This window comes from Pseudomonas sp. NPDC089758, assembly GCF_044748705.1.
In the GTDB taxonomy this organism is placed as follows: domain Bacteria; phylum Pseudomonadota; class Gammaproteobacteria; order Pseudomonadales; family Pseudomonadaceae; genus Aquipseudomonas; species Aquipseudomonas putida_X.
The window spans coordinates 271,350-291,030 of record NZ_JBIVGN010000004.1 but is presented as its reverse complement, the minus strand read 5'-3'; the positions used below and the strand labels follow the sequence as shown (position 1 = coordinate 291,030).

18 protein-coding genes are annotated in these 19,681 nt (G+C 65.0%); 3 read left to right on the top strand and 15 right to left on the bottom strand.

The window, feature by feature from the left end:
- Positions 1-21 precede the first annotated feature (21 nt).
- The 7 genes from ACIPZH_RS07855 to ACIPZH_RS07825 all read right to left on the bottom strand — a co-directional run bounded on the left by ACIPZH_RS07855 (position 22) and on the right by ACIPZH_RS07825 (position 9,216).
- Positions 22-2,115 (bottom strand): biotin/lipoyl-binding protein, encoded by a 2,094-nt coding sequence (locus ACIPZH_RS07855; protein ID WP_400635813.1) that lies wholly within the window; start codon positions 2,113-2,115, stop codon positions 22-24.
- Complete coding sequence (locus ACIPZH_RS07850; RefSeq protein WP_400635811.1) at positions 2,115-3,434, bottom strand: efflux RND transporter periplasmic adaptor subunit; 1,320 nt, start codon at positions 3,432-3,434, stop codon at positions 2,115-2,117. The genes ACIPZH_RS07855 and ACIPZH_RS07850 overlap by 1 nt, the downstream gene beginning before the upstream one ends.
- A complete protein-coding gene (locus ACIPZH_RS07845; RefSeq protein ID WP_241804120.1) occupies positions 3,431-4,177 on the bottom strand; it encodes an efflux RND transporter periplasmic adaptor subunit in 747 nt (248 codons plus the stop codon). Before ACIPZH_RS07845 ends, ACIPZH_RS07850 begins: the two co-directional genes overlap by 4 nt.
- Before the next feature lie 163 nt (positions 4,178-4,340).
- Positions 4,341-5,735 carry a GABA permease gene (gabP, locus tag ACIPZH_RS07840; RefSeq protein ID WP_241803880.1) on the bottom strand — a complete coding sequence of 465 codons (1,395 nt, stop codon included), beginning with the start codon at positions 5,733-5,735 and terminating at the stop codon, positions 4,341-4,343.
- 358 nt (positions 5,736-6,093) lie between these two features.
- Positions 6,094-6,366, bottom strand: coding sequence for a hypothetical protein (locus tag ACIPZH_RS07835; RefSeq protein WP_400635809.1), 273 nt, complete (start codon positions 6,364-6,366; stop codon positions 6,094-6,096).
- 122 nt (positions 6,367-6,488) lie between these two features.
- Positions 6,489-7,844, bottom strand: a complete 1,356-nt coding sequence (gene gudD / locus ACIPZH_RS07830) for a glucarate dehydratase (protein ID WP_400635807.1) — start codon at positions 7,842-7,844, stop codon at positions 6,489-6,491.
- A gap of 19 nt (positions 7,845-7,863) precedes the next feature.
- A complete protein-coding gene (locus ACIPZH_RS07825) occupies positions 7,864-9,216 on the bottom strand; it encodes an MFS transporter (RefSeq protein ID WP_400635805.1) in 1,353 nt (450 codons plus the stop codon).
- Between the two features lie 261 nt (positions 9,217-9,477).
- Between ACIPZH_RS07825 and ACIPZH_RS07820 the strand changes: the two genes are divergently transcribed.
- The gene (locus ACIPZH_RS07820; protein ID WP_400628914.1) at positions 9,478-10,176 is read left to right on the top strand and encodes a FadR/GntR family transcriptional regulator; all 699 of its coding nucleotides are present in this window, start codon (positions 9,478-9,480) and stop codon (positions 10,174-10,176) included.
- A gap of 9 nt (positions 10,177-10,185) precedes the next feature.
- Here the strand turns inward: ACIPZH_RS07820 and ACIPZH_RS07815 are convergent, their stop codons facing one another.
- The 4 genes from ACIPZH_RS07815 to ACIPZH_RS07800 all read right to left on the bottom strand — a co-directional run bounded on the left by ACIPZH_RS07815 (position 10,186) and on the right by ACIPZH_RS07800 (position 13,436).
- Positions 10,186-11,196 (bottom strand): NAD(P)-dependent alcohol dehydrogenase, encoded by a 1,011-nt coding sequence (locus ACIPZH_RS07815; protein ID WP_400635803.1) that lies wholly within the window; start codon positions 11,194-11,196, stop codon positions 10,186-10,188.
- 119 nt (positions 11,197-11,315) lie between these two features.
- Positions 11,316-11,906, bottom strand: a complete 591-nt coding sequence (locus tag ACIPZH_RS07810) for an HAD family hydrolase (RefSeq protein ID WP_400635802.1) — start codon at positions 11,904-11,906, stop codon at positions 11,316-11,318.
- On the bottom strand, positions 11,903-12,772 hold the full coding sequence (tesB, locus tag ACIPZH_RS07805) for an acyl-CoA thioesterase II (RefSeq protein ID WP_241803887.1): 870 nt from the start codon (positions 12,770-12,772) through the stop codon (positions 11,903-11,905). The genes ACIPZH_RS07810 and tesB overlap by 4 nt, the downstream gene beginning before the upstream one ends.
- Before the next feature lie 91 nt (positions 12,773-12,863).
- A complete protein-coding gene (locus ACIPZH_RS07800; RefSeq protein WP_400635801.1) occupies positions 12,864-13,436 on the bottom strand; it encodes a GNAT family N-acetyltransferase in 573 nt (190 codons plus the stop codon).
- A 114-nt stretch (positions 13,437-13,550) separates the two neighbouring features.
- Between ACIPZH_RS07800 and ACIPZH_RS07795 the strand changes: the two genes are divergently transcribed.
- Entirely contained in the window at positions 13,551-14,465 is a 915-nt protein-coding gene (locus ACIPZH_RS07795) for a histone deacetylase (RefSeq protein ID WP_400628909.1), read from the top strand.
- 148 nt (positions 14,466-14,613) lie between these two features.
- Complete coding sequence (locus ACIPZH_RS07790; RefSeq protein ID WP_400635800.1) at positions 14,614-15,855, top strand: TIGR03862 family flavoprotein; 1,242 nt, start codon at positions 14,614-14,616, stop codon at positions 15,853-15,855.
- 33 nt (positions 15,856-15,888) lie between these two features.
- On the opposite strand, the gene ACIPZH_RS07785 is transcribed toward ACIPZH_RS07790, so the two are convergent.
- The 4 genes from ACIPZH_RS07785 to ACIPZH_RS07770 form a co-directional block, all read right to left on the bottom strand.
- On the bottom strand, positions 15,889-17,208 hold the full coding sequence (locus ACIPZH_RS07785) for a DEAD/DEAH box helicase (protein ID WP_241803891.1): 1,320 nt from the start codon (positions 17,206-17,208) through the stop codon (positions 15,889-15,891).
- A 55-nt stretch (positions 17,209-17,263) separates the two neighbouring features.
- Positions 17,264-18,184, bottom strand: a complete 921-nt coding sequence (gene yedA, locus ACIPZH_RS07780; RefSeq protein ID WP_400635798.1) for a drug/metabolite exporter YedA — start codon at positions 18,182-18,184, stop codon at positions 17,264-17,266.
- 144 nt (positions 18,185-18,328) lie between these two features.
- Positions 18,329-18,808 (bottom strand): NYN domain-containing protein, encoded by a 480-nt coding sequence (locus tag ACIPZH_RS07775; RefSeq protein ID WP_012312588.1) that lies wholly within the window; start codon positions 18,806-18,808, stop codon positions 18,329-18,331.
- Between the two features lie 63 nt (positions 18,809-18,871).
- On the bottom strand, positions 18,872-19,624 hold the full coding sequence (locus tag ACIPZH_RS07770) for a DUF2076 domain-containing protein (RefSeq protein ID WP_400635796.1): 753 nt from the start codon (positions 19,622-19,624) through the stop codon (positions 18,872-18,874).
- Positions 19,625-19,681: the final 57 nt, after the last annotated feature.

The window sequence follows — 19,681 nt, the reverse complement described above, 5'->3', positions numbered from 1 at the left end:
GCTCCTTGCGGTGAATTCGCCCTAGAAACCACTTTCGCGCACGCCCAAGGCCGCCAACCGGCGCCAGGCCGCGCCCAGCAGCGACTCGCGGGCGCCTTCGAGCACCACCACCCCACGCAACGGCTGGGCCACATCAGCCACGTCCACCCGCGGGCTCAGGCGCACCCCGTACTGCGCCTGCAGCGGCTGGGCACGTTGTTGCCCATCGCGGCGCACGGCCACCGGGCCATGCCGGTCAGACGCCAGCGCCTGCAGTTCCAGCGCGGCAACGCCGGTAGCGTCTACCTGCTCCACGCGCACGGGCAAGGCCGCCCGCGCCGGGTCATCGGCAATGAAGCGCCCTTCACTGCCAGCGGCCACGCGCCACAAATCGGCCTCGCCCAGGTAACCACGCAGGCGCACCCCCGGTTCGACCACCCGCCCCAGGGGCTGGCCGGTATTGACCCACTGCCCCGCCTGCAAGTCCCTGGGCATGTCGCGCCACACGCCCGCCGCCGGCGCGCGCAACTGCAAGCGTTCACGCTGGGCAGCCAGGCCCCGGTACTCGGCCACTGCCTCGGCCAGTTGCTGCTCGAGCACCCCGGCATCACTGGCGGTGGCGCTGCGCCCGGACTGACGGCGCAACAGCAACTGCAGAATGTCTATTTCGCGGCGCACGATCTTCAGGCGCGAATCCAGGTCAGGCGATTCCAGCTCCAGCAGCAACTGCCCCTGGGCGACCGTCTGGCCATCGTGCACCTGCAACTGCTTCACCCGCGCCGCCACCGGCGCATGCAAGGCGCTCACCCGCGATGCCTCAAGCATCGCTGGCACCTCCACGGCACCGCGCCAGGGCACGGCCAGCAGCGCCAACAGCAGCATCAACCCCAGGCCCAGCGCCAGCGTCTTGCGCGGCTGGGCCTGGTCACGGCGCAGCCACCACTGCTGCAGCTCTTTGAATACCGGCAAGCCGATGAACCACACCAGTTCCACCAGCATCAGGAAAATACCCAGCACCTTGAAGAACAGGTGATACACCGCCAGGGCGATACCAAAGAACAACAGTGCACGCCATATCCAGGCGCCATAGCCCCAGATCAGCAGGCGCTTGCGCATCCGCGGTGGCCACGGCTCCGGCATCGTCTCGCCATAGCCGAACAACGCCTCACGCAGGCGCCACCGGCACAGGGCGAAGGCGCGTTGCTGCAGGTTTTCCACCCCTAACAGGTCACTGACCAGAAAGTACCCGTCAAAGCGCATGAACGGGTTCAGGTTGACCAGCAAGGTGGTGATCCACGTGGCACTGGCCAGCATGAACGCTGCGGTGCGCAGCGGCCCATCGGGCAGCAGCGACCAGGCCAGCAGCGCCAACACCGCCAGCACCAGTTCAGCGAACACCCCACCTGCATCGATCAGCAGCCGTGAGCGCCGGTCGCTGACGCGCCAGGCATCGCTGACATCGGTGTAGAACATCGGCAGCAGCACCATGAACGCCAGCCCCATGCTCTGCACACGGCAGCCGGCGCGCTTGGCCATGTAGGCATGGCCGAACTCGTGGCAAAGCTTGGCCAACGCCAGGGCCAGGCCAAAGGCGAGCATGCCGCCGAGGCTGAACAGGTGCGGGAACGTGGCGATGAAGCGCGACCAGTCGCGAATCACCAGGAACAGGCCAAGCACCAGCAGCGCCGGCAGGCCAAAGCGCAACAGCCAGCCACCATGGCGTTCGAGCAGCGGCCAGGTACGGTTGAGAAAGGCATCCGGGCGCCACAGCGGGATGCGGAAGAACAGGTACTGGTGCAACGCTTTCTGCCACAGGCCCTGTTGGCTGGCGGCTGCCTTCACGGCATAACTCTGGCGCTGCTTGGGGTCGTTGGCGCTGAGCAGGTCGTGGTGGCCGAGAAACGCCAATAGGTCCTCCACCTCCTGGGCCTCCAGAGGCAGGCCCGGCTCGGCATTGGCAGCTGCCAGCACCCGTTGCGGCTCACCCAGCGGCCAGTGGCGAAGCAAGCGCACCGCGGCCGCGCCTAGCTTGAAATAACGGCCGCGCAATGGGTCGGCCAAGGTCCATTGCGGGGCACCGTCAAACGCCGGTGCCGCAGGCGAGAGCTGCAGGTCCGCACGCAGCGCCGGCAACATTACAGGCCCAGCCCTTGGCGCAGGGCCGCCAGAGGCCGGCGCAGCAGGTAATAGGCCAACGGCGCGCGTTCGCCGTACAGTTTGGCAGTACCGCGCAGGCCGATGCGTGGTGAGGCCTCGACGAATGACGCATCCAGCCGGTAGGCAAGCTGCCCGGCGGCGGTGGTCTGGGCCTCGTAGGCGGCACGTTCGAGCTTCGCCACGTGCCGGTGCAGGGGGTCGCTGTCGAGGAACAGCGCCACCTCGGCCCCCGGCTGCAGGGCGATGGCATCGCCGACCGGCAACTCCAGGCGCAGCTCGGCCTGCTCGGGGTCGGCCAGTTGCATCAGGCGCTCGCCGGTCTGTACCGGTTTGCCGGTCCAGCGCTCTACATCGGCGAACACCGCAATGCCGTCACGTTCGGCGCGGATTTCGCTGCGCGCCAGCAACTGGCGGGCATAGTCGAGCTCGGCGCGTTTCTGTTCGACGCGAGCGGCCAGCAAATCCAGGCGCGCGCTGGAGTCGGCATCGGTAAAGGCGCGCTGGGTACTGACCTTGAGTTCGGCCTCCGCCACGCCCAAGGTACGTGCGGCCACATCGGCCTGGGCCTTGAGGGCGGTGGCATCGAAGCGCACCAGCAAATCCCCGGCCGCCACACGCTGGTTAGGCTTGACCAGGAACTCAGCCACCACACCCTCCAGCGGCGCCGCCACCACCCAGCCACCACGCGGCACCACCTCGGCCGGCGCCAGCACCGACTGGCGCACCGGCAGCAACAGCACCAGCAGGGCGACCGCCAGCACGGCCAGCAAGCGCCGCCGCGGCCAGCGCAGGCGCCATGGGCGCACCGGGTTCAGGGCCTGCCAGGCATGCGCATAGGTTTCCCCCAGCTGCACCAGCAAGGCCTGCTCGGCGGCGTTGAACGCTTGCTCGCGGGCCAGCCACAAGCCGCCGAAGGCTTCACCCTTGCGGTCGTGCAACGGCAACCAGAAGGCTTGCCCTGCCGACAACGCCTGCCAGTCGGCGAGTATCTGGGCATCCAGCACGCTGGGGTCGACTTCACCGGCCTGCCCGGCGACACCGGCAGCCTGCAGCTTGCCCACGGCACGTTCGACAAAGGCCACGAACGGCGCATTGGCTTCCACCACGCTGATGCCGGTCAGCGCCTGCACCTTGCCGGCGATCAGTAACGCAGCATGGCGAAAAGCAAACATCGGCTGGCCGTCGTTGACCATGGCATAGGCCAACTGCTCGCTACTGCTGGCCTGGCGCGCCTGGCGCTGGAGCCCCAGAAACAAGGCAAAGGCGCGCTCCGCCGTACCATGGGCAGCGGCGGTCATGGCTGCTGCGCAAAGTGGGCCGTACCGCTCATGCCCGCCAGCAAACCGTGGGTGTCGGTGGGCAGTTCGCCGATCAGCAGCAGCGTCTGGCTGCCTTCATCGATTCGCGCGCCCACACGCTTGACCGTGGCCCCCAACGGCTGGCCGGTTTCATCCGGGGTGAACTGAAAGCTTTGCCCGGGCTTGAGCCTGGCCAGCCAGCGCGAAGGCACCAGCAACTGGATTTCCAGCGAACGGTTGTCCACCACCTCCAGCAGCGGGGCGCCGTTGGCGACGCTTTCGTGGGGCTGTGCACGGCGCTGTACCACTCGCCCGTCGAACGGGGCGGTGACCACACAGCGTTTGACCTGCACCTGGTAGACCTGGGCTTCGGCCTGGGCCTGGGCTTGCTTGGCCTCAGCCAGCGACACCTCGAACTGCCCCACCGATTTCAGTGCGGCGAGTTGCCGGTTGTGGTTGAGCTCTTCGCGGCTTGCGCGCACCGCCGCCTGGGCGGCATTGAGCTGGGCCTGGTAGGCCGAGCAGTCGAAGCGCGCCAGGGTGCTGCCCTTCTTGAAAGCCTCGCCATCGGCATATGGCATCTCGACGATGCGCCCGGCCAGCTCACTGGCCAGCACGGCCTGATGACGCGCACGCAACACGCCACGGGCGCTTTGCTCGGCGCCTGCATCGCTGGCGCTCGGCGCATCCAGCAGCGGGTCGGCGGGCGCCTGCGCGGCCAGTGCCAATGGCAGGTGCAACATACTCAAGGCCAAAGCCAGTCGAATCCCACGACACATGTTGCACACTCCCTTGCGAGCTGGATGAGCGGAGTGTACGAAAAAACTGATGGCACGGATACATCACACCGATGGAGCCCCCAGCGGCCGGTCGACCCGGCCACTGGGGCGGTGTGGAAGCCGTTGCTCAACCGAGCGAGCGCGCTCCGGCCAGTTGCCGCTGGTGCCCGCGCGTGGTGACGATGCCAAGGAAGGAAATGAAGATCGCCAGGCCCAAGGTCGAACTCACCTCCGCCCGATGCTCGGGCGTATACATCATCACCGCCAACGCCCCGGCAATGAAAATGATCACCGCCCAGGTCAGCCAAGGGAACAGCCACATACGGAACTTCAGTTCCGCGTTTTCACGCTCCAGGCGGCGGCGCATGCGCAGCTGGGAGATGGCGATGACCATGTACACCAGCAGCGCAATCGCGCCAGAGCTGGCCAGCAGAAACTCGAACACACCCTTGGGTGCGAAATAGTTGAGGATGGCGATGGCCGCGCCGATCAGGGTGCTACCGAACACGGCAGCGCGTGGCACGCCGACCTTGGAGGTCTTGTTGAGGAAGGCCGGTGCATCACCGCGCTTGGCCAGCGAGTACATCATCCGCGAAGCGATATAGATCGACGAGTTCATGCAACTGGTCACGGCCACCAGCACCACCAAATCGACCATGAAGGCGGCATTGGGGATGTTCATGATTTCCAGCGCACGCTGGTAGGAACCCACCACCGCAAGCTGCGGGTCGTTCCACGGCACGATCGAGATGATCACGAAGATCGACAGGATGTAGAAGGTGCTGATGCGCCAGATCACCGAACGCGTGGCCTTGGCGATGTTGCGCGACGGGTCGCTGGATTCGGAGGCGGCAATGGTCACCGCTTCGGTGCCGATGAAGCTGAACATCACCGTGATGAACGCACCGATCACGGCAGACCAGCCGTTGGGCGCAAAGCCGCCGTAGGCGCTCATCAAGCCGCTCAAGCCGCTGACTTCGCGGTTGGGCAACCAGCCCATCAGGGCGGCAAAGCCCAAGCCGATGAAACAAAGGATGGCCGTGACTTTGAGAATGGCGAACCAGAACTCGAACTCACCGTACTTGGCCACGCTGAACAGGTTGGTGCACGCCAGCAGCAGCACGGACGCGAGGGCGAAGATCCAGCTGTCCACCTGGGGGAACCAGGCGTTGAGCACATGCCCGGCGGCCAGTGCTTCGATCGGGATCACCAGCACCCAGAACCACCAGTACAGCCAGCCGATGGTGTAGCCGGCCCAGCGGCCGATGGCCTGGTCGGCATAGGTGGAGAACGAACCGGTATCGGGATGCGCGACGGCCATTTCGCCGAGCATGCGCATGACCAGCACCACCAGGGTCCCGGCCACGAAGTAAGAAATAATGGTAGCTGGCCCGGCCGCCGCGATGGCGTGCCCGGAACCGACGAAAAGACCGGCACCGATGATGCCCGCGATGGACAGCATCGTTACATGACGTGGCTTGAAACCTTGAGCAAGGTTGCCATCAGTTCCCACGGTGTTCATTGATGTTGTTCTCTTTTTGCTGACACAAGGAAGGACGGGCAGGCGTAGGCGAAAATATCTCCTTTGGATTCAATGAGTCGACACCACTGTTGTTGATTTTTGGGGCGCATCACAGCGCTGGGCGTCAGTGCGGTTCGGGGTTCATTTAAGCCGCCTGAGGCTGCGGCAAATTACACGAGAACGCCCCGCAACTGTTCGATCACGACAGCGCTTTCCCCTAGGCGTCAGATGTCGTGAATGGCATGCCCAGACACGCCTGATGGCCATTTGAGGGTTTTGTTTTTCATCTGAATATGCGTAGCCGGCGCACAAAAAAAAGGCCCCGGTCGCCCGGGGCCTCTGCTGCTCAGGCGTCTGCCTACGCCTGCCCCGTCCGTTCAAAGCGGCGGGCCAGCAACAGGTAAGCGAGGATCCCCAGCACGCCATGGGCGGCTACGAACCAGAGTGCGTTGTGGAAGGAGCCGGTGCTGGCCACCACATAGCCGATCACCAGCGGGGTGACGATGCCGGCAATGTTGCCGATGCCGTTGAACACGCCACCGCACAGGCCAACCATTTTCTTCGGCGCCACATCCGACAGCACCGCCCAACCGACGGCCGCCAGGCCCTTGCCGAAGAACGCCAAGGTCATCAGGGCGATGACTGCCGTTACCCTCGCCGTAATTGGCCAGCACCAGGGTGGTGGACAACGCCATGCCTCGAAAGCAGTGGGGTCCTTGTGGGGCCGGCTTGCCGGCGATGGGGCCCTGAGCCTTAGCGCACCAGGCACGGCCGCTTGTTATCGAACGTCCAGCCCGGAATCAAGAACTGCATCGCCACGCCATCATCCCGCGCGCCCAGGCCCATGCTGCGGTAGCACTCATGGGCCTTGGCCAGTTGGTCTTCATCCAGCTCAACACCCAGCCCTGGCCGCTCCGGCACGCGCACATGGCCGTCGACGATGCGCAGCGGGTCGCGGGTAAGGCGCTGGCCGTCCTGCCAGATCCAGTGGGTATCGATAGCTGTGATCTCGCCCGGCGCCGCCGCGGCCACCTGGGTGAACATCGCCAGTGAAATGTCGAAGTGGTTGTTCGAGTGCGAACCCCAGGTCAGGCCCCAGTCATTACACATCTGCGCCACCCGTACCGAACCCTGCAAGGTCCAGAAGTGCGGGTCGGCCAAGGGGATGTCCACCGATTGCAACTGGATCGCGTGGCCCATCTGGCGCCAGTCGGTGGCGATCATGTTGGTGGCGGTAGGCAAACCGGTGGCACGGCGGAACTCAGCCATCACCTCACGCCCCGAATAGCCGTTCTCGGCGCCGCACGGGTCTTCGGCATAGGCCAGCACGTGGTGCTTGTCACGGCACAGCGCGATTGCCTCTTTCAAGGACCAGGCGCCATTGGGGTCTAGCGTGATACGCGCTTCGGGGAAGCGCTCGGCCAGCGCAGTCACCGCCTCCATTTCCTCTTCACCACGCAGCACGCCGCCCTTGAGCTTGAAGTCGCTGAAGCCATAGCGCTGCTTGGCAGCCTCAGCCAGGCGCACCACGGCGTCAGGGGTCAGTGCCTTGTCGTGACGCAGGCGGAACCAATCATCATCGGCCTCGGCCTCGTTGCGGTACGCCAGATCGGTCTGCTGGCGGTCACCGATGTAGAACAGGTAGCCGAGCATCTTCACCGCCTCGCGCTGCTGGCCTTCGCCGAGCAGCGCGGCCATGGGCACATCGAGGTGCTGGCCGAGCAAGTCGAGCAGCGCCGATTCGATGGCGGTCACCGCATGCACGGTGATGCGCAGGTCGAAGGTCTGCAGCCCGCGCCCGCCCGCATCGCGGTTGGCGAAAGTCTGGCGCATGGCATTGAGCACACGCTGGTAGTGGCCGATGGGCTGGCCGACCACCAGGCTACGGGCATCTTCCAGGGTCTGGCGGATCTTCTCGCCGCCGGGCACTTCGCCAAGGCCGGTGTTGCCGGCGCTGTCACGCAGCACCACCACGTTACGGGTGAAGAACGGGCCATGGGCGCCACTGAGGTTGAGCAGCATGCTGTCATGGCCGGCAACCGGGATCACGCGCAGGTCGGTGACCACTGGGGTGCTGGTGTGGAGAGCGGGAGTCTTCTGCATGTTCATGGTTGTTGTCTCGCAGTCATCAGTGGGTCTGGCCCAAGGCCGAAGGGGCCTTGAGGTCATGTGAGGGGATACCCTTTGGGCGGGTGCGCACGAAGAACACTGCAATGGCCGCCAGCACCGAGGTCACGGCCAGGCCGTAAAGGCCGCCCTGGATCGACCCGGTCTGCTGCTCGAGCAAGCCGAAGGTGGTGGGCGCGACGAAGCCGCCCATGTTGCCCACCGAGTTGATAAGGGCGATCACCGCCGCAGCGATGCGCGCGTCCAGATAGCCTTGGGGGATCGGCCAGAACAGCGACGAGGCCGACTTGAAACCGATAGCGGCAAAGCACACCGCGACAAAGGCGAACACCGGCCCGCCCGTGGTCGACATGAACATGCCGATGGCGGCGATCACCAGGGCAGCAGCCACCCAGGCCTGCTGGAACTTCCAGCGTGAGGAGCCAGCGGCGAAGGCGTACATGGCCAGGATCGAGATCAGCCACGGGATGGAGTTGAAGAAGCCGACCTGCAGGTCGCTCAGGTCGCCCATGCGCTTGATGATGCTGGGCAACCAGAAGGTCGCAGCGTAGATGGTCAGCTGGATGCAGAAGTAGATCAGGCAGAACAGCACGATCTGGCGGTCCTTGAGCAGGCTCCAGGACGATACCTTGACGGTGCCGATGGCCTCGCGCTCACGTTGCTCGCGGTCGATGGTATCGACCAGCGCGTCCTGCTCGACCTTGCTCAGCCACTTGGCGTCGTGCGGTTTGGAGTCGAGCCAGAAGAACACGAAGAAGCACAGCGTGACCGAAGCCATGCCCTCGATGAACAACATCCACTGCCAGCCATGCATGCCCAGGCCCTGGATCTGCATCAACGCCCCGGCCAGGGGGCCGGAGATCAGCGAGGCCAGCGCCGAGCCGCTGAGGAAGATGGCAATCGCCTTGCCGCGTTCGGCGTCTGGCAGCCAGCGGGTGAAGTAATAGATCACCCCAGGGAAGAAACCGGCCTCGGCAACACCGAGCAAAAAGCGCAGCACGTAGAACTGGGTTTCGTTCTGCACGAAGGCCATGGCCGTGGCCACCAGCCCCCAGGTGAACATGATGCGGGTCAGCCACAGGCGGGCGCCGACGCGCTGCAACAGCATGTTCGAGGGCACTTCGAACAGCGCATAGCCGATGAAGAACAGCCCGGCACCAAAGCCATAGGCCGCAGCGCTGATGCCCAGGTCGCTTTCCAGGTGAGGCCGGACGAAGCCGATGTTGACGCGGTCGAGGTAGTTGACGATGAACATGATCACGAACAGCGGCAGCACATGGCGCTTGACCTTGGCCACGGCACTGGCCAGCACGTCGTTGCCGTTACGGGCAGACGGATCGAGGGTGTCGTTCACTTGTGTATCTCCCACTAATTGTTTTTGTGCGGGTCGAGGTGGTCTGACATGACAGTGGGCAGAGCATAGGCGCGGCGAAGTTGTACGACAAGATGGTGATTGTCGTTAAAAACGCAAAATACAAGCTGATAAAACCAGCAAAAGCATCGATTCAACATCGAAAATCAATTTCGAGCTGACTCCTGGCCGCGAAAAAACCGGCAGAAAAAAAATTTATCCGCTAACTTGTCGTACAAGCTAACTCGATAACCGGATCAGCCTATGCCCCAGCAACCCCGCAAAACTGGCCACAGCCGGGCCCACGACCTGGTCTCCAGCCTGACCCAGCAGATCCTGCTGGGCACCATCAAGCCGGGCGACAAGCTGCCGTCGGAAAACACCCTGGTGCGCGAGCACGGGGTCAGCCGCACCGTCGTGCGTGAAGCCCTGTCGAAGCTACAGGCCTCGGGCCTGGTGGAGCCGCGCCACGGGATTGGTACGTTCGTGATGGCGCGCCCGGCGCAGGCCGGGTTGCGGGTGGGCGTGGAGAATGCTGCCAGCGTGCGCGACCTACTGGAACTGCGCATCGGCCTCGAAGGCCAGGCAGCCGCCCTCGCCGCCGTGCGCCGTAACGACCAACACCTGGCACGCATGCGCCAGGCGCTGGACGATTACCAGGACCTCGCCGCGGCCGGTGACAGCTGCATCGAAGCGGACCGCCGCTTTCACCTGCTGATCGCCGAAGCCACCGGCAACCTGTATTTCAGCGAGATGATGGCGCAGCTGGGCAATGGCCTGATTCCACGCAACCGCATGGCCATCGCCGAGCGCGCCGGGGCCAACCTGGCGCGCCATGCCTACCTGGCCAACCTGGAACATGAGGCAATTCTCAACGCCATCGGCCGGCAAGACCCGGATGCGGCGCGGGCGGCGATCTGCCTGCATCTGTCCAACAGCCGGGACCGCTTGTTGCCGGACTGAGGCCGGCGGTTACCAGGTCAGGCAGATCTTGCCGAAGTGGCGGTTGCTCTCCTGGTAGCGGAACGCTTCGACGATCTGTTCCAGCTCGAAATGCTTGTCCACAACAGGCAGCAAGCCGTTGGCGTCGATCGCCCGAACCATCGCCTGCTGCTGCGCGCGGCTACCCACCAGCACACCCTGCAGCCGGATCTGCCGAACCAGCGCCTGAACCAGCGGCAGCTGCCCGGCGACACCGGTAAGAATGCCGATCAATGACACATGGCCGCCGATCCGTGCGGCAATCATCGACTGCTCCAGCGTCGCCGGCCCGCCCACCTCGATCACATGATCGACGCCACGGTTGCCGGTAAGCTCACGTACCTTCTCACCCCAGGCCGGGGTGCTCTTGTAGTTGATCAGGTGGTCGGCGCCGAGGGCCTTGAGGCGTTCGAGCTTGGCATCGCTGGATGAGGTGGCGATGACCGTGGCGCCTGCCAGCTTGGCGAACTGCAGGGCGAAGATCGATACGCCGCCGGTGCCCTGCACCAGCACGGTGTCACCTGGCTTGAGGTGGTCGTCGCTCATCAGCGCACGCCAGGCCGTGAGGCCGGCGGTCGTCAGGGTGGCGGCCTCGGCGTGGCTGTAGCCCTTGGGCGCGAGGGTGAAGGCGGTCGCGCGGGCGGTGACCTGTTCACGAGCGTAGCCGTCGATGCCGTCGCCCGGCACGCTGGCGAAGCCTTCGACCAGTGCCTGGCCATCGAGCCAGTCCGGGAAGAAGGTGCTGACCACGCTGTCGCCTACCTTGAACTCACTGACGCCCGCCCCGACAGCGGTCACTTCGCCGGCGCCATCGGCCATGGGGATGCGCCGCTCGTTTGGCCCCCACATGCCGCTGACCACGGCAAAGTCGTGGTAGTTGAGGGAGCTGGCGTGCAGGCGCACGGTGATCTCGCCGGGCTTGGGCGCAGCTGCCTCGCAAGTGCCGACTTCGACCTTGTCGTAGCCGCCGCCGGGTTGCACGTAAATGGCTTTATGGGTCATGGCTGGTTCTCCATTTGAGGAAAAGACTGGGGGTGAGCATAGTCAGTAACGGCACCATCGCCGGCAAAGCTGTGCCATGCACCGCAGCGCTCAGCAGCAGTGCTCGACCGACCGCAAACTCAGCCCAGCAACGCCCGCAACGCCCGGCAGTCCGCCGCATGCCAGTCCGCCAGTTCCGGCCAGGGGTTATCCGGCAGGTTCACCAGCACCGTGCGCGCCCCGGCCGCTCGCCCGCAATCCAGGTCGAAGCGGTAGTCACCCACCATCACCAGCTCGCTCGGCGCCACACCCCAGGCACTGGCGATCTTCAGCAAACCATCTGGGCTGGGCTTGGGCGCCGCCTCGTCACGACCGAGCACGTGCTCGACGGCAAAGCAATCCGCCAGGCCTATCGCCTCGAGCGTGACATGCGCCAGCTCACGCGCATTACGGGTAAGAATGCCCAACCGGCACCCACGCCCGGCCAGCTCCCGCACCAGCTCCACGGCACCGGTCGCTGCAGTCGAGGCAACCGCCAGGTCGCGCTCGTGCTCCAGCAGCCAGGCGTGCTTGGCGGCCGCTTGTGCCGCAGGCAATGCCGCCAGGTGGGTGAGGATGTCATCCTCGGCCGGTATCTCCAGCGCCTCCCGAATCGCGGCAAAATCGTGCACCGCCACGGTGAGGGTGCCGTCCATGTCGAACACCCAGTGGCGGATATCGGCCAGGCTCATGCCCAGTCCTTGCGATGACGGATCAAACCTTCCTGCGAAGACGACGCCACCAACTGCCCCGCACGGTTGTAGATACTGCCCCGGCAGAACCCACGGGCATTGCCGGCCCAGGGGCTGTCGGTGGCGTACAGCAGCCACTCATCGGCGCGCAGGTTGGCATGGAACCACAACGAGTGGTCGAGGCTGGCGATCTGCATGTCGCGCTGCCACACCGATTTGCCATGGGGCTGCAGCGAGGTGGTCAGCAGGCCGAAGTCCGAGGCATAGGCCAGCAGGTACTTGTGCAGCGCCGGCACGTCCGGCAGGTTGCCGTCGGCGCGGAACCAGGCGTACTTCACCGGGTCGCCGGGCTTGGGGTTGAACGGGTCACGCTCGGTGACCGGGCGTATCTCGATCGGCTTGGCGCACAGCACCTTGTCACGAATGCGCTCAGGCAGGTGGTCAGCCATGGCGCGGGCCAGTTCGACCTCGCTCGGCAGGTTCTCTGGCCCGACCACATCAGGCATCTGCGCCTGGTGCTCGAAACCTTCCTCGTCGTACTGGAACGACGCACTGCAGGTGAAAATGGTCTGGCCCTTCTGGATGGCCGTCACGCGCCGGGTGCTGAAGCTGCCGCCATCGCGCACACGGTCGACCGAATAGACCACCGGCAGGCTGGCATCGCCCGGGCGCAGGAAGTAGCCGTGCAGCGAATGCACATGACGCGCGTCCTCGACCGTCTGGCTAGCCGCCGACAGTGACTGGCCCAGCACCTGGCCACCGTACAGCTGGCGGAAGCCCAGGTCCTGGCTGCGTCCACGGAACAGGTTCTCCTCGATCGATTCGAGGCTCAACAGGTCGACCAGGTCGTCCAACACATGACTCATCGGGGGTTCTCCTAGCAAGGCATCACAGCTCTACGGCGCTTTCATGAAGGCAAATGATACAGGGTTTGTCATCGGCACCGCGCATGACCGCTCATTCAGCGCGCAGGGTCTGCTCCCAGCGGGGCCGGTCGATGCGGTAGAGCACGTGGGGCCGCAGCGGGTGCCCCTCGGGCAGGCGTGGGTGGTCGAAGCTGCCTTGCAGGTCCTGCACCATGCCGATGGCCTGCATGACCTTCTGCGACGGCAGGTTGGCCTCGGTCGTGAACGACACCACCTCCTCCAGGCGCAACTGGGCGAACGCACACCGCAGGCAGGTCCACGCCGCCTCGCTGGCAAAGCCCAGGCCCCAGTGCCGCCGGGCAAGGCGCCAGCCGATTTCCACGGCCGGGGTGAACGGCGCATCGAAGTTGACGTTGAGCAGGCCGGTCATGCCAATGAAGGCGCCACTGTCCTTGCGCTCCAGGGCCCACAGGCCGAAGCCGTATTCGTTGAAATGGCCGCGGATCCTGCCGATCAGTGCCGCCGCCTCCAGCCGCGTCATGGGCGCTGGAAAATAACGCATCACCTGCGGGTCGGCGCTCATGGCGGCGAACTCGCGCAGGTCGTCGTCATGCCATTGGCGCAACGCCAGGCGGGCGCTTTCCAGTTCAAGGATGGGGGTCATGGGGCGTGCTCCGGTTTTGCCGTGCTACAGGTTCAAGCGTAGGCGCGGCACAGCACTTTTACCCACAACCCAACAACTGGCAAGATCAGCACTGGCCCCGATTGCGAACCCACCATGCCGTTGCCGCTGATCTACCACGATGACTACAGCCCGGAGTTTCCACCCGAGCATCGCTTCCCCATGGACAAGTTCCGCCTGCTGCGCGACCACCTGGTCGAGAGCGGGCTGACCACCGACCAGGCGTTGCTGCGCCCGGAAATCTGCCCCAACGACATCCTCGCCCTGGCCCACGACCGCGACTACATCGAGCGTTACATGCACGGCGAGCTGTCGCGCGAGGACCAGCGCCGCCTGGGCTTGCCTTGGAGCGAGGCCTTGGCGCGGCGCACCGTGCGTGCGGTGGGCGGCTCGCTGCTGGCCGCTGAAATGGCGCTGCAGCATGGCCTTGCCTGCCACCTGGCCGGCGGTACCCACCACGCCCACCATGACCACCCTGCCGGTTTTTGCATCTTCAATGACCTGGCCGTGATCAGCCACTACCTGCTCGAGGCCGGGCGGGTGCACCGGGTACTGATCTTCGATTGCGATGTGCATCAGGGCGACGGCACCGCGCGCATCCTGCAAGACACCCCGGACGCCATCACCGTGTCGTTGCACTGCGAGCAAAACTTCCCGGCGCGCAAGGCCCAAAGCGACTGGGACATTCCGCTGCCGCGGGGCATGGGCGATGCCGCCTACCTGAAGGTGGTGGAAGACGCGCTCAACTACCTGCTGCCGCTGTATCAACCCGACCTGGTGCTGTATGACGCCGGGGTGGACGTGCACAAAGACGATGCCCTTGGTTACCTGCAGCTGACCGATGCTGGCTTGGCTGCGCGCGACGAACATGTCATGCGCCACTGCCTGGGGCGGGATATCCCGGTAGTCGGGGTGATCGGCGGTGGCTACAGCAAGGACCGGCAAGCGCTGGCGCGGCGCCACGGCATCCTTCACCACAGCGCGGCCAAGGTCATCAGTTGTTCACAATGACTGTGGAACCGCTTGTGGATAAGCTGAGTGAAAGCGGCTGCAGCCCAATGCCCGCGTGGCCTGCAGCAGGCTGATCATTTTTTGTTCAGTGCTTCCCTATGCCCTGCTGCGCTAGAATGGGCAACTTTTCCACAGCCCGTCACCCACCATGCCCGATCTACACCCCGCATCCCCTCCCCTCGCCGTTGTCATCGGCGCGGGCCCTGCCGGTTTGATGGCCGCCGAAGCGCTGGCCCAGCAAGGCCTAGCCGTGCAGGTGTTCGACGCCATGCCATCGGTGGGTCGCAAGTTTCTGCTGGCAGGTGTCGGCGGCATGAACATCACCCACTCGGAACCTTATCCACAGTTCGTTGCTCGGTATGCCGAGCGCCAGGACGCGATTGGCCGGCTGCTGCAGGACTTCGATGCCGATGCCCTGCGCCAGTGGATTCACGGCCTGGGCATCGAAACCTTCGTCGGCACCTCGGGACGGGTGTTCCCCACCGACATGAAGGCCGCGCCGTTGCTGCGCGCCTGGCTCAAGCGCCTGCGCGACCGTGGGGTAGTTATCCACACCCGCCACCGCTGGCTAGGGTGGAATCTCGATGGCACCCTGCGGCTCGGTTATCCACAGGGTGAATTGAACATCAAGGCCGACGTGCTGGTACTGGCGTTGGGTGGTGGCAGCTGGGCCAGGCTTGGCTCGGATGGCGCCTGGCAGCCCCTGCTGGCCGAGCGGGCTGTGGATATCTCACCGCTGCAGGCGAGCAACTGCGGTTTTGAAGTGGCAGGCTGGAGTGCGCTGCTCAAGGACAAGTTCGCCGGCGCGCCGCTAAAGAACATTGCCCTGAGCGTACCCGGTAAGGCGCCGCGCAAAGGCGAGTTCATCCTCACCGCACAGGGGGTCGAAGGCAGCCTGGTGTATGCCTGGTCGGCACCGCTGCGCGAAGCCATCAACCAGAAAGGCCAGGCAACGCTGCTGCTCGACCTGCTGCCGGACAAGCCTGTGGACAAAATTGCCCAGGCCCTGGCCAAACCGCGCGGTTCACGGTCGATGGCCAAGCACCTGCATAGCCAGCTGGGCATCGACGGGGTGAAGGCGGCACTGCTGCGTGAACTGACCGATCAGGCGACGTTTGCCGATATGGCTGCGCTGGCGCGAGCGATCAAGGCACTGCCGATCACGCTGGTACGCACCCGGCCGCTGGACGAGGCGATCAGCAGTGCCGGTGGCGTGCGCTTCGAGGGGCTGGATGAGGGTTTGATGCTCAAGGGTATGCCCGGGGTGTTCTGCGCCGGCGAGATGCTGGACTGGGAAGCGCCGACCGGGGGGTACCTGTTGACGGCGTGCTTTGCCAGTGGGTTGCGGGCCGGGCGGGCGGCGGCCGAGTGGCTGGCGCGTTCTGCCTGACAGGGTGCGGGGCCGCTTGGCGGCCCCAATACCTCAGGGCTTGCGCTTTTTCGGGCCGGTGTTGAAGCTCGGCACTTTGCGCACCGCCTTGACCGGAGCCTCGTCGCCACTGTCCATCCAGCGCCCCAGCCCGCGCTTGGCACTGTTCTCTTTCGGCTTCTTGGGCTTTTTCGGCTTCTTGATCACCTGGCCACTGGCATCGGTCATCGGCACCCGGTGATCGGGGATGAAGTCCGGTTCTTCGTGGCGCGGCAAGGTCTGGCGAATCAGCGTCTCGATCGTAGCCAACTGCTGCACTTCATCAGCGCACACCAGCGAGATTGCCTCGCCCTTGTTACCCGCACGCCCGGTGCGGCCAATACGGTGCACATAATCCTCGGCGACGATCGGCAGGTCGAGGTTGACCACCAACGGCAGGTCGTCGATGTCCAGGCCGCGGGCGGCGACGTCGGTGGCGACCAGTACCTGGACCTCACGGGCCTTGAAGCTGTCCAGCGCGCGCTGGCGCGTAGCTTGCGGGCGGTCGCCGTGAATGCCGTCGGCGTTCACCCCCTCGCCCAGCAGCCGTTCCACCAGTTGGTCAACGCCGTTGCGCGTCTTGGCGAACACCAGTACCTGTGTCCAGCGCTGCTTGCGCAGCAGATGGCAGAACAGGTCGACCTTGCGCTTCTTGTCCACCGGCACCAGCCATTGCTTGACCGTGGTGGCAGCAGCGTTGCGGGGGCTGACCTCGATGCTCAGCGGGTCATTGAGCGCCAGCCCTGCCAGCATGCGGATCTGGTCGGAGAAGGTGGCGGAGAACAGCAGCGTCTGGCGCTTGCGCGGCAGTGCCGCGTACACCGACTGCAGCTCTTCGGCAAAACCCAGGTCGAGCATGCGGTCAGCTTCGTCCAGCACCAGGGTTTGCACCTGGTTGAACTTCACCGCGTTCTGGCGGAACAGGTCGAGCAGGCGCCCCGGGGTAGCCACCAGCAGGTCGACGCCACGACGCAGGCGCATCATCTGCGGGTTGATGCTGACCCCGCCATACACAGCGTAGGTGCTCAGCGGCAGGTTTTCGGCATATTCGCGCACGTTGTTGTGCACCTGCTCGGCCAGTTCGCGGGTCGGGACCAACACCAGCGCACGGATCGAGTTGCTGGCGACCTTTTCCCCTTCCAGGGCCAGGCGCTGCAGCACAGGCAGTGCAAAGCCTGCGGTCTTGCCGGTGCCGGTCTGCGCCGCGGCCATCAGGTCGCGGCCGGCCAGCACGGCGGGGATGGCCTGGGCCTGGACCGGGGTTGGGGTGGTGTAGTCCAGTTGCTGCAGGGTGCGCAGCAACGGTTCGATCAGGCCGAGTTTGGCGAAATTCATGGCAATACCGTCAGGGGGTTCAGCGAAGGCGGCAAGTTTACCGCAACACCCCGGCCTACTTGCAGGTTTCGCCTTCAAGCGATGCAGCAGGCAGCGCGGGCTTGCGCCACTGCGGCAGGCCGATCAGCACCACGGCGCTGATGATCACCGCCATCGCCAGGCATTCCTCTGCGCCGATCTGCTCACCGGCAAAGACGATACCAAGCAACACCGCCACCGCCGGGTTGACATAGGCATAGCTGGTGGCCGCCGCCGGGCGCACATGCTTGAGCAGGTACATGTAGGCGCTGAATGCCAGGATCGAGCCGAACAACACCAGATAAGCCAATGCTCCCCAGCCTGCGGCTGTGGGCATCTGGGTCATGCGCTCGCCCGACAGGGCGCTGCCCAGCAACAATACCGCGCCACCGACCAGCATCTCGGCCGCACTGGCCATGGGGCCCTGGGGCAGCGGCAGGCTCTTGCTCCAGACCGACCCGAACGCCCAGGCGGCAGCCGCAAACAGGATCAGCGCCGCCCCGATGGGGCTGGCCTGCAGGTTAGAGCCCAGGTTGAGCAGGCCGATGCCAACCAGCCCCAGGACGATGCCCGCCCACTCCAGGCGCGAATTGCGATGGCCGAACAGCAGGCCAAACACCAAGGTAAACAGCGGCACCGTGGCCACGGCCAGCGCAGCGACGCCAGAGGCAACGCCAGCATGCTCTGCAACCGTTACGCCACCATTGCCGCAACTGAGCAGCAGAAAACCCACCGCACCTGCCGCACGCCATTGCGGCCAGGTCGGCGCCGGCACCCCGCGCCAGCGCAAAAACCCATAGAGCAGGCCCCCGGCGATAAGGAATCGCACCCCGGCCATCAGCATCGGCGGCCAGGACGCCACACCGATGCGGATGAAAAGGTAGGTGGAGCCCCAGACCAGGTACAAGGCCAGGAAGGCACCAATCAGCACTATCGGGAAGCGGCGGAAGGCAGGCATGGCAAAACTCGAAATCCGTTTACGGGGGAATGAGTTTAGGGAGCCTCGCCGCCAAGATTAAGTTACAAAACAGGATTAATTGGGCGGCACAATTTGCGTCATGGCAGGGGCATGCGGCGCATGGCGCTCAGGCGCCAGCAACCCTCAATGCTTCAACAGCAAACGCCCTTCGATCGGCACATAGCGGCTGGCCGCTCTTATCAGCGACATGGCGGTCAAACCCGGCACGCCGTAGACCACCGCCTCGGCGCCATGGCGCTGAATCACTCGCTCCAGCAGCAGGTCGAAATCACCATCACCCGAAGCCAGCACCACCTGGTCGACACGGCTGGCGGCATCGATCACATCCAGGGTAATCCCCACATCCCAGTCACCCTTGGCCGAGCCATCGCTGCGCTGGATGAACGGCTTGAGGCGCACGTCGAAACCAAGGTTGCGCAGGATCTGCTGGAACTGCTGCTGTTTGCTGTCCCCGCGGTCGATGGCATAGGCCACCGCCTCGACGATCTCACCCTCGCGGCTGACTTCAGACCACAGCGCGGTGTAGTTGAAGTGGCAGCCATGGGCCTGGCGCACGGTGTAGTAGAGGTTCTGCACATCGGCGAACAGTGCGATTTTCTTCACTACATACCCTCGGCTGAGGAGGCGCAGTGCGCCCCCGGAAATGCCAGCAGTATGCCAGAGCGATCAGACGAAGGTGTCGTCGTCCGAGAAAAAGCCGCCATCATCGCTGCCGTAATCGGTATCGGCGTACCCACCTTGATCAGCGCCCCAGCCACCGTTGTCGGCCACCTGCTGCTGCGCGTCCTGGTCATTCCAGCCACCGGTATCACTGGCCGGCGCCGGCTCTTCCTTGATCACCTCGACCACCTCTTCAGGCTGCGAATGGTGGTTGAACAGGCTGCTGATGCCTTGTGCCAGCAACACACCACCGGCCACCCCGGCAGCGGTCTGCACCGCACCGCCAAGGAAGCTGCTGGCACCACCCCGAGCCGGCGCGGCGCCAAAACCCGGTTGCGCAGCCTGCGGCTGGGAGAAACCCGGTGCATTCGGCTCACGCCAACCGCCTGCCGAAGCGACCGGCGCGGCAGGCCGCTGGGGCTGCTGCGATGCTTGGGCAGGCTGGGGGTTACGCCCGCTGTTGCCAAAGATGCTGGAGAGGAAGCCACCACTGCTGGCGCTGCTGTTGCGAGAAGCCTCTGCCTGGGCACGAGCCTGCTTGAGCTCGGCTTCCAGTTGCTTGTTCTGCTCATCCAGGCGCTTGAGCGCAGCCTCCTGAACCAAAATCGCCTGGGCCATGTAGTAAGGCGCCGCCGGCTGCTCGCGCAGGTGTTCCTCGATGCGCGCCTGGGCCTGGGCATCACGCGGCTGGCTGGGGTCTTCGGCTTGTTTGATGCGGCCAAACAGGCCATCGATCAGGGTTTGCTCTTCAGTGTTCATTGGCTACCTCATGGGAAGCGGGACATCGGACATGTCAAAGATGGGGCGCGCAGGCAG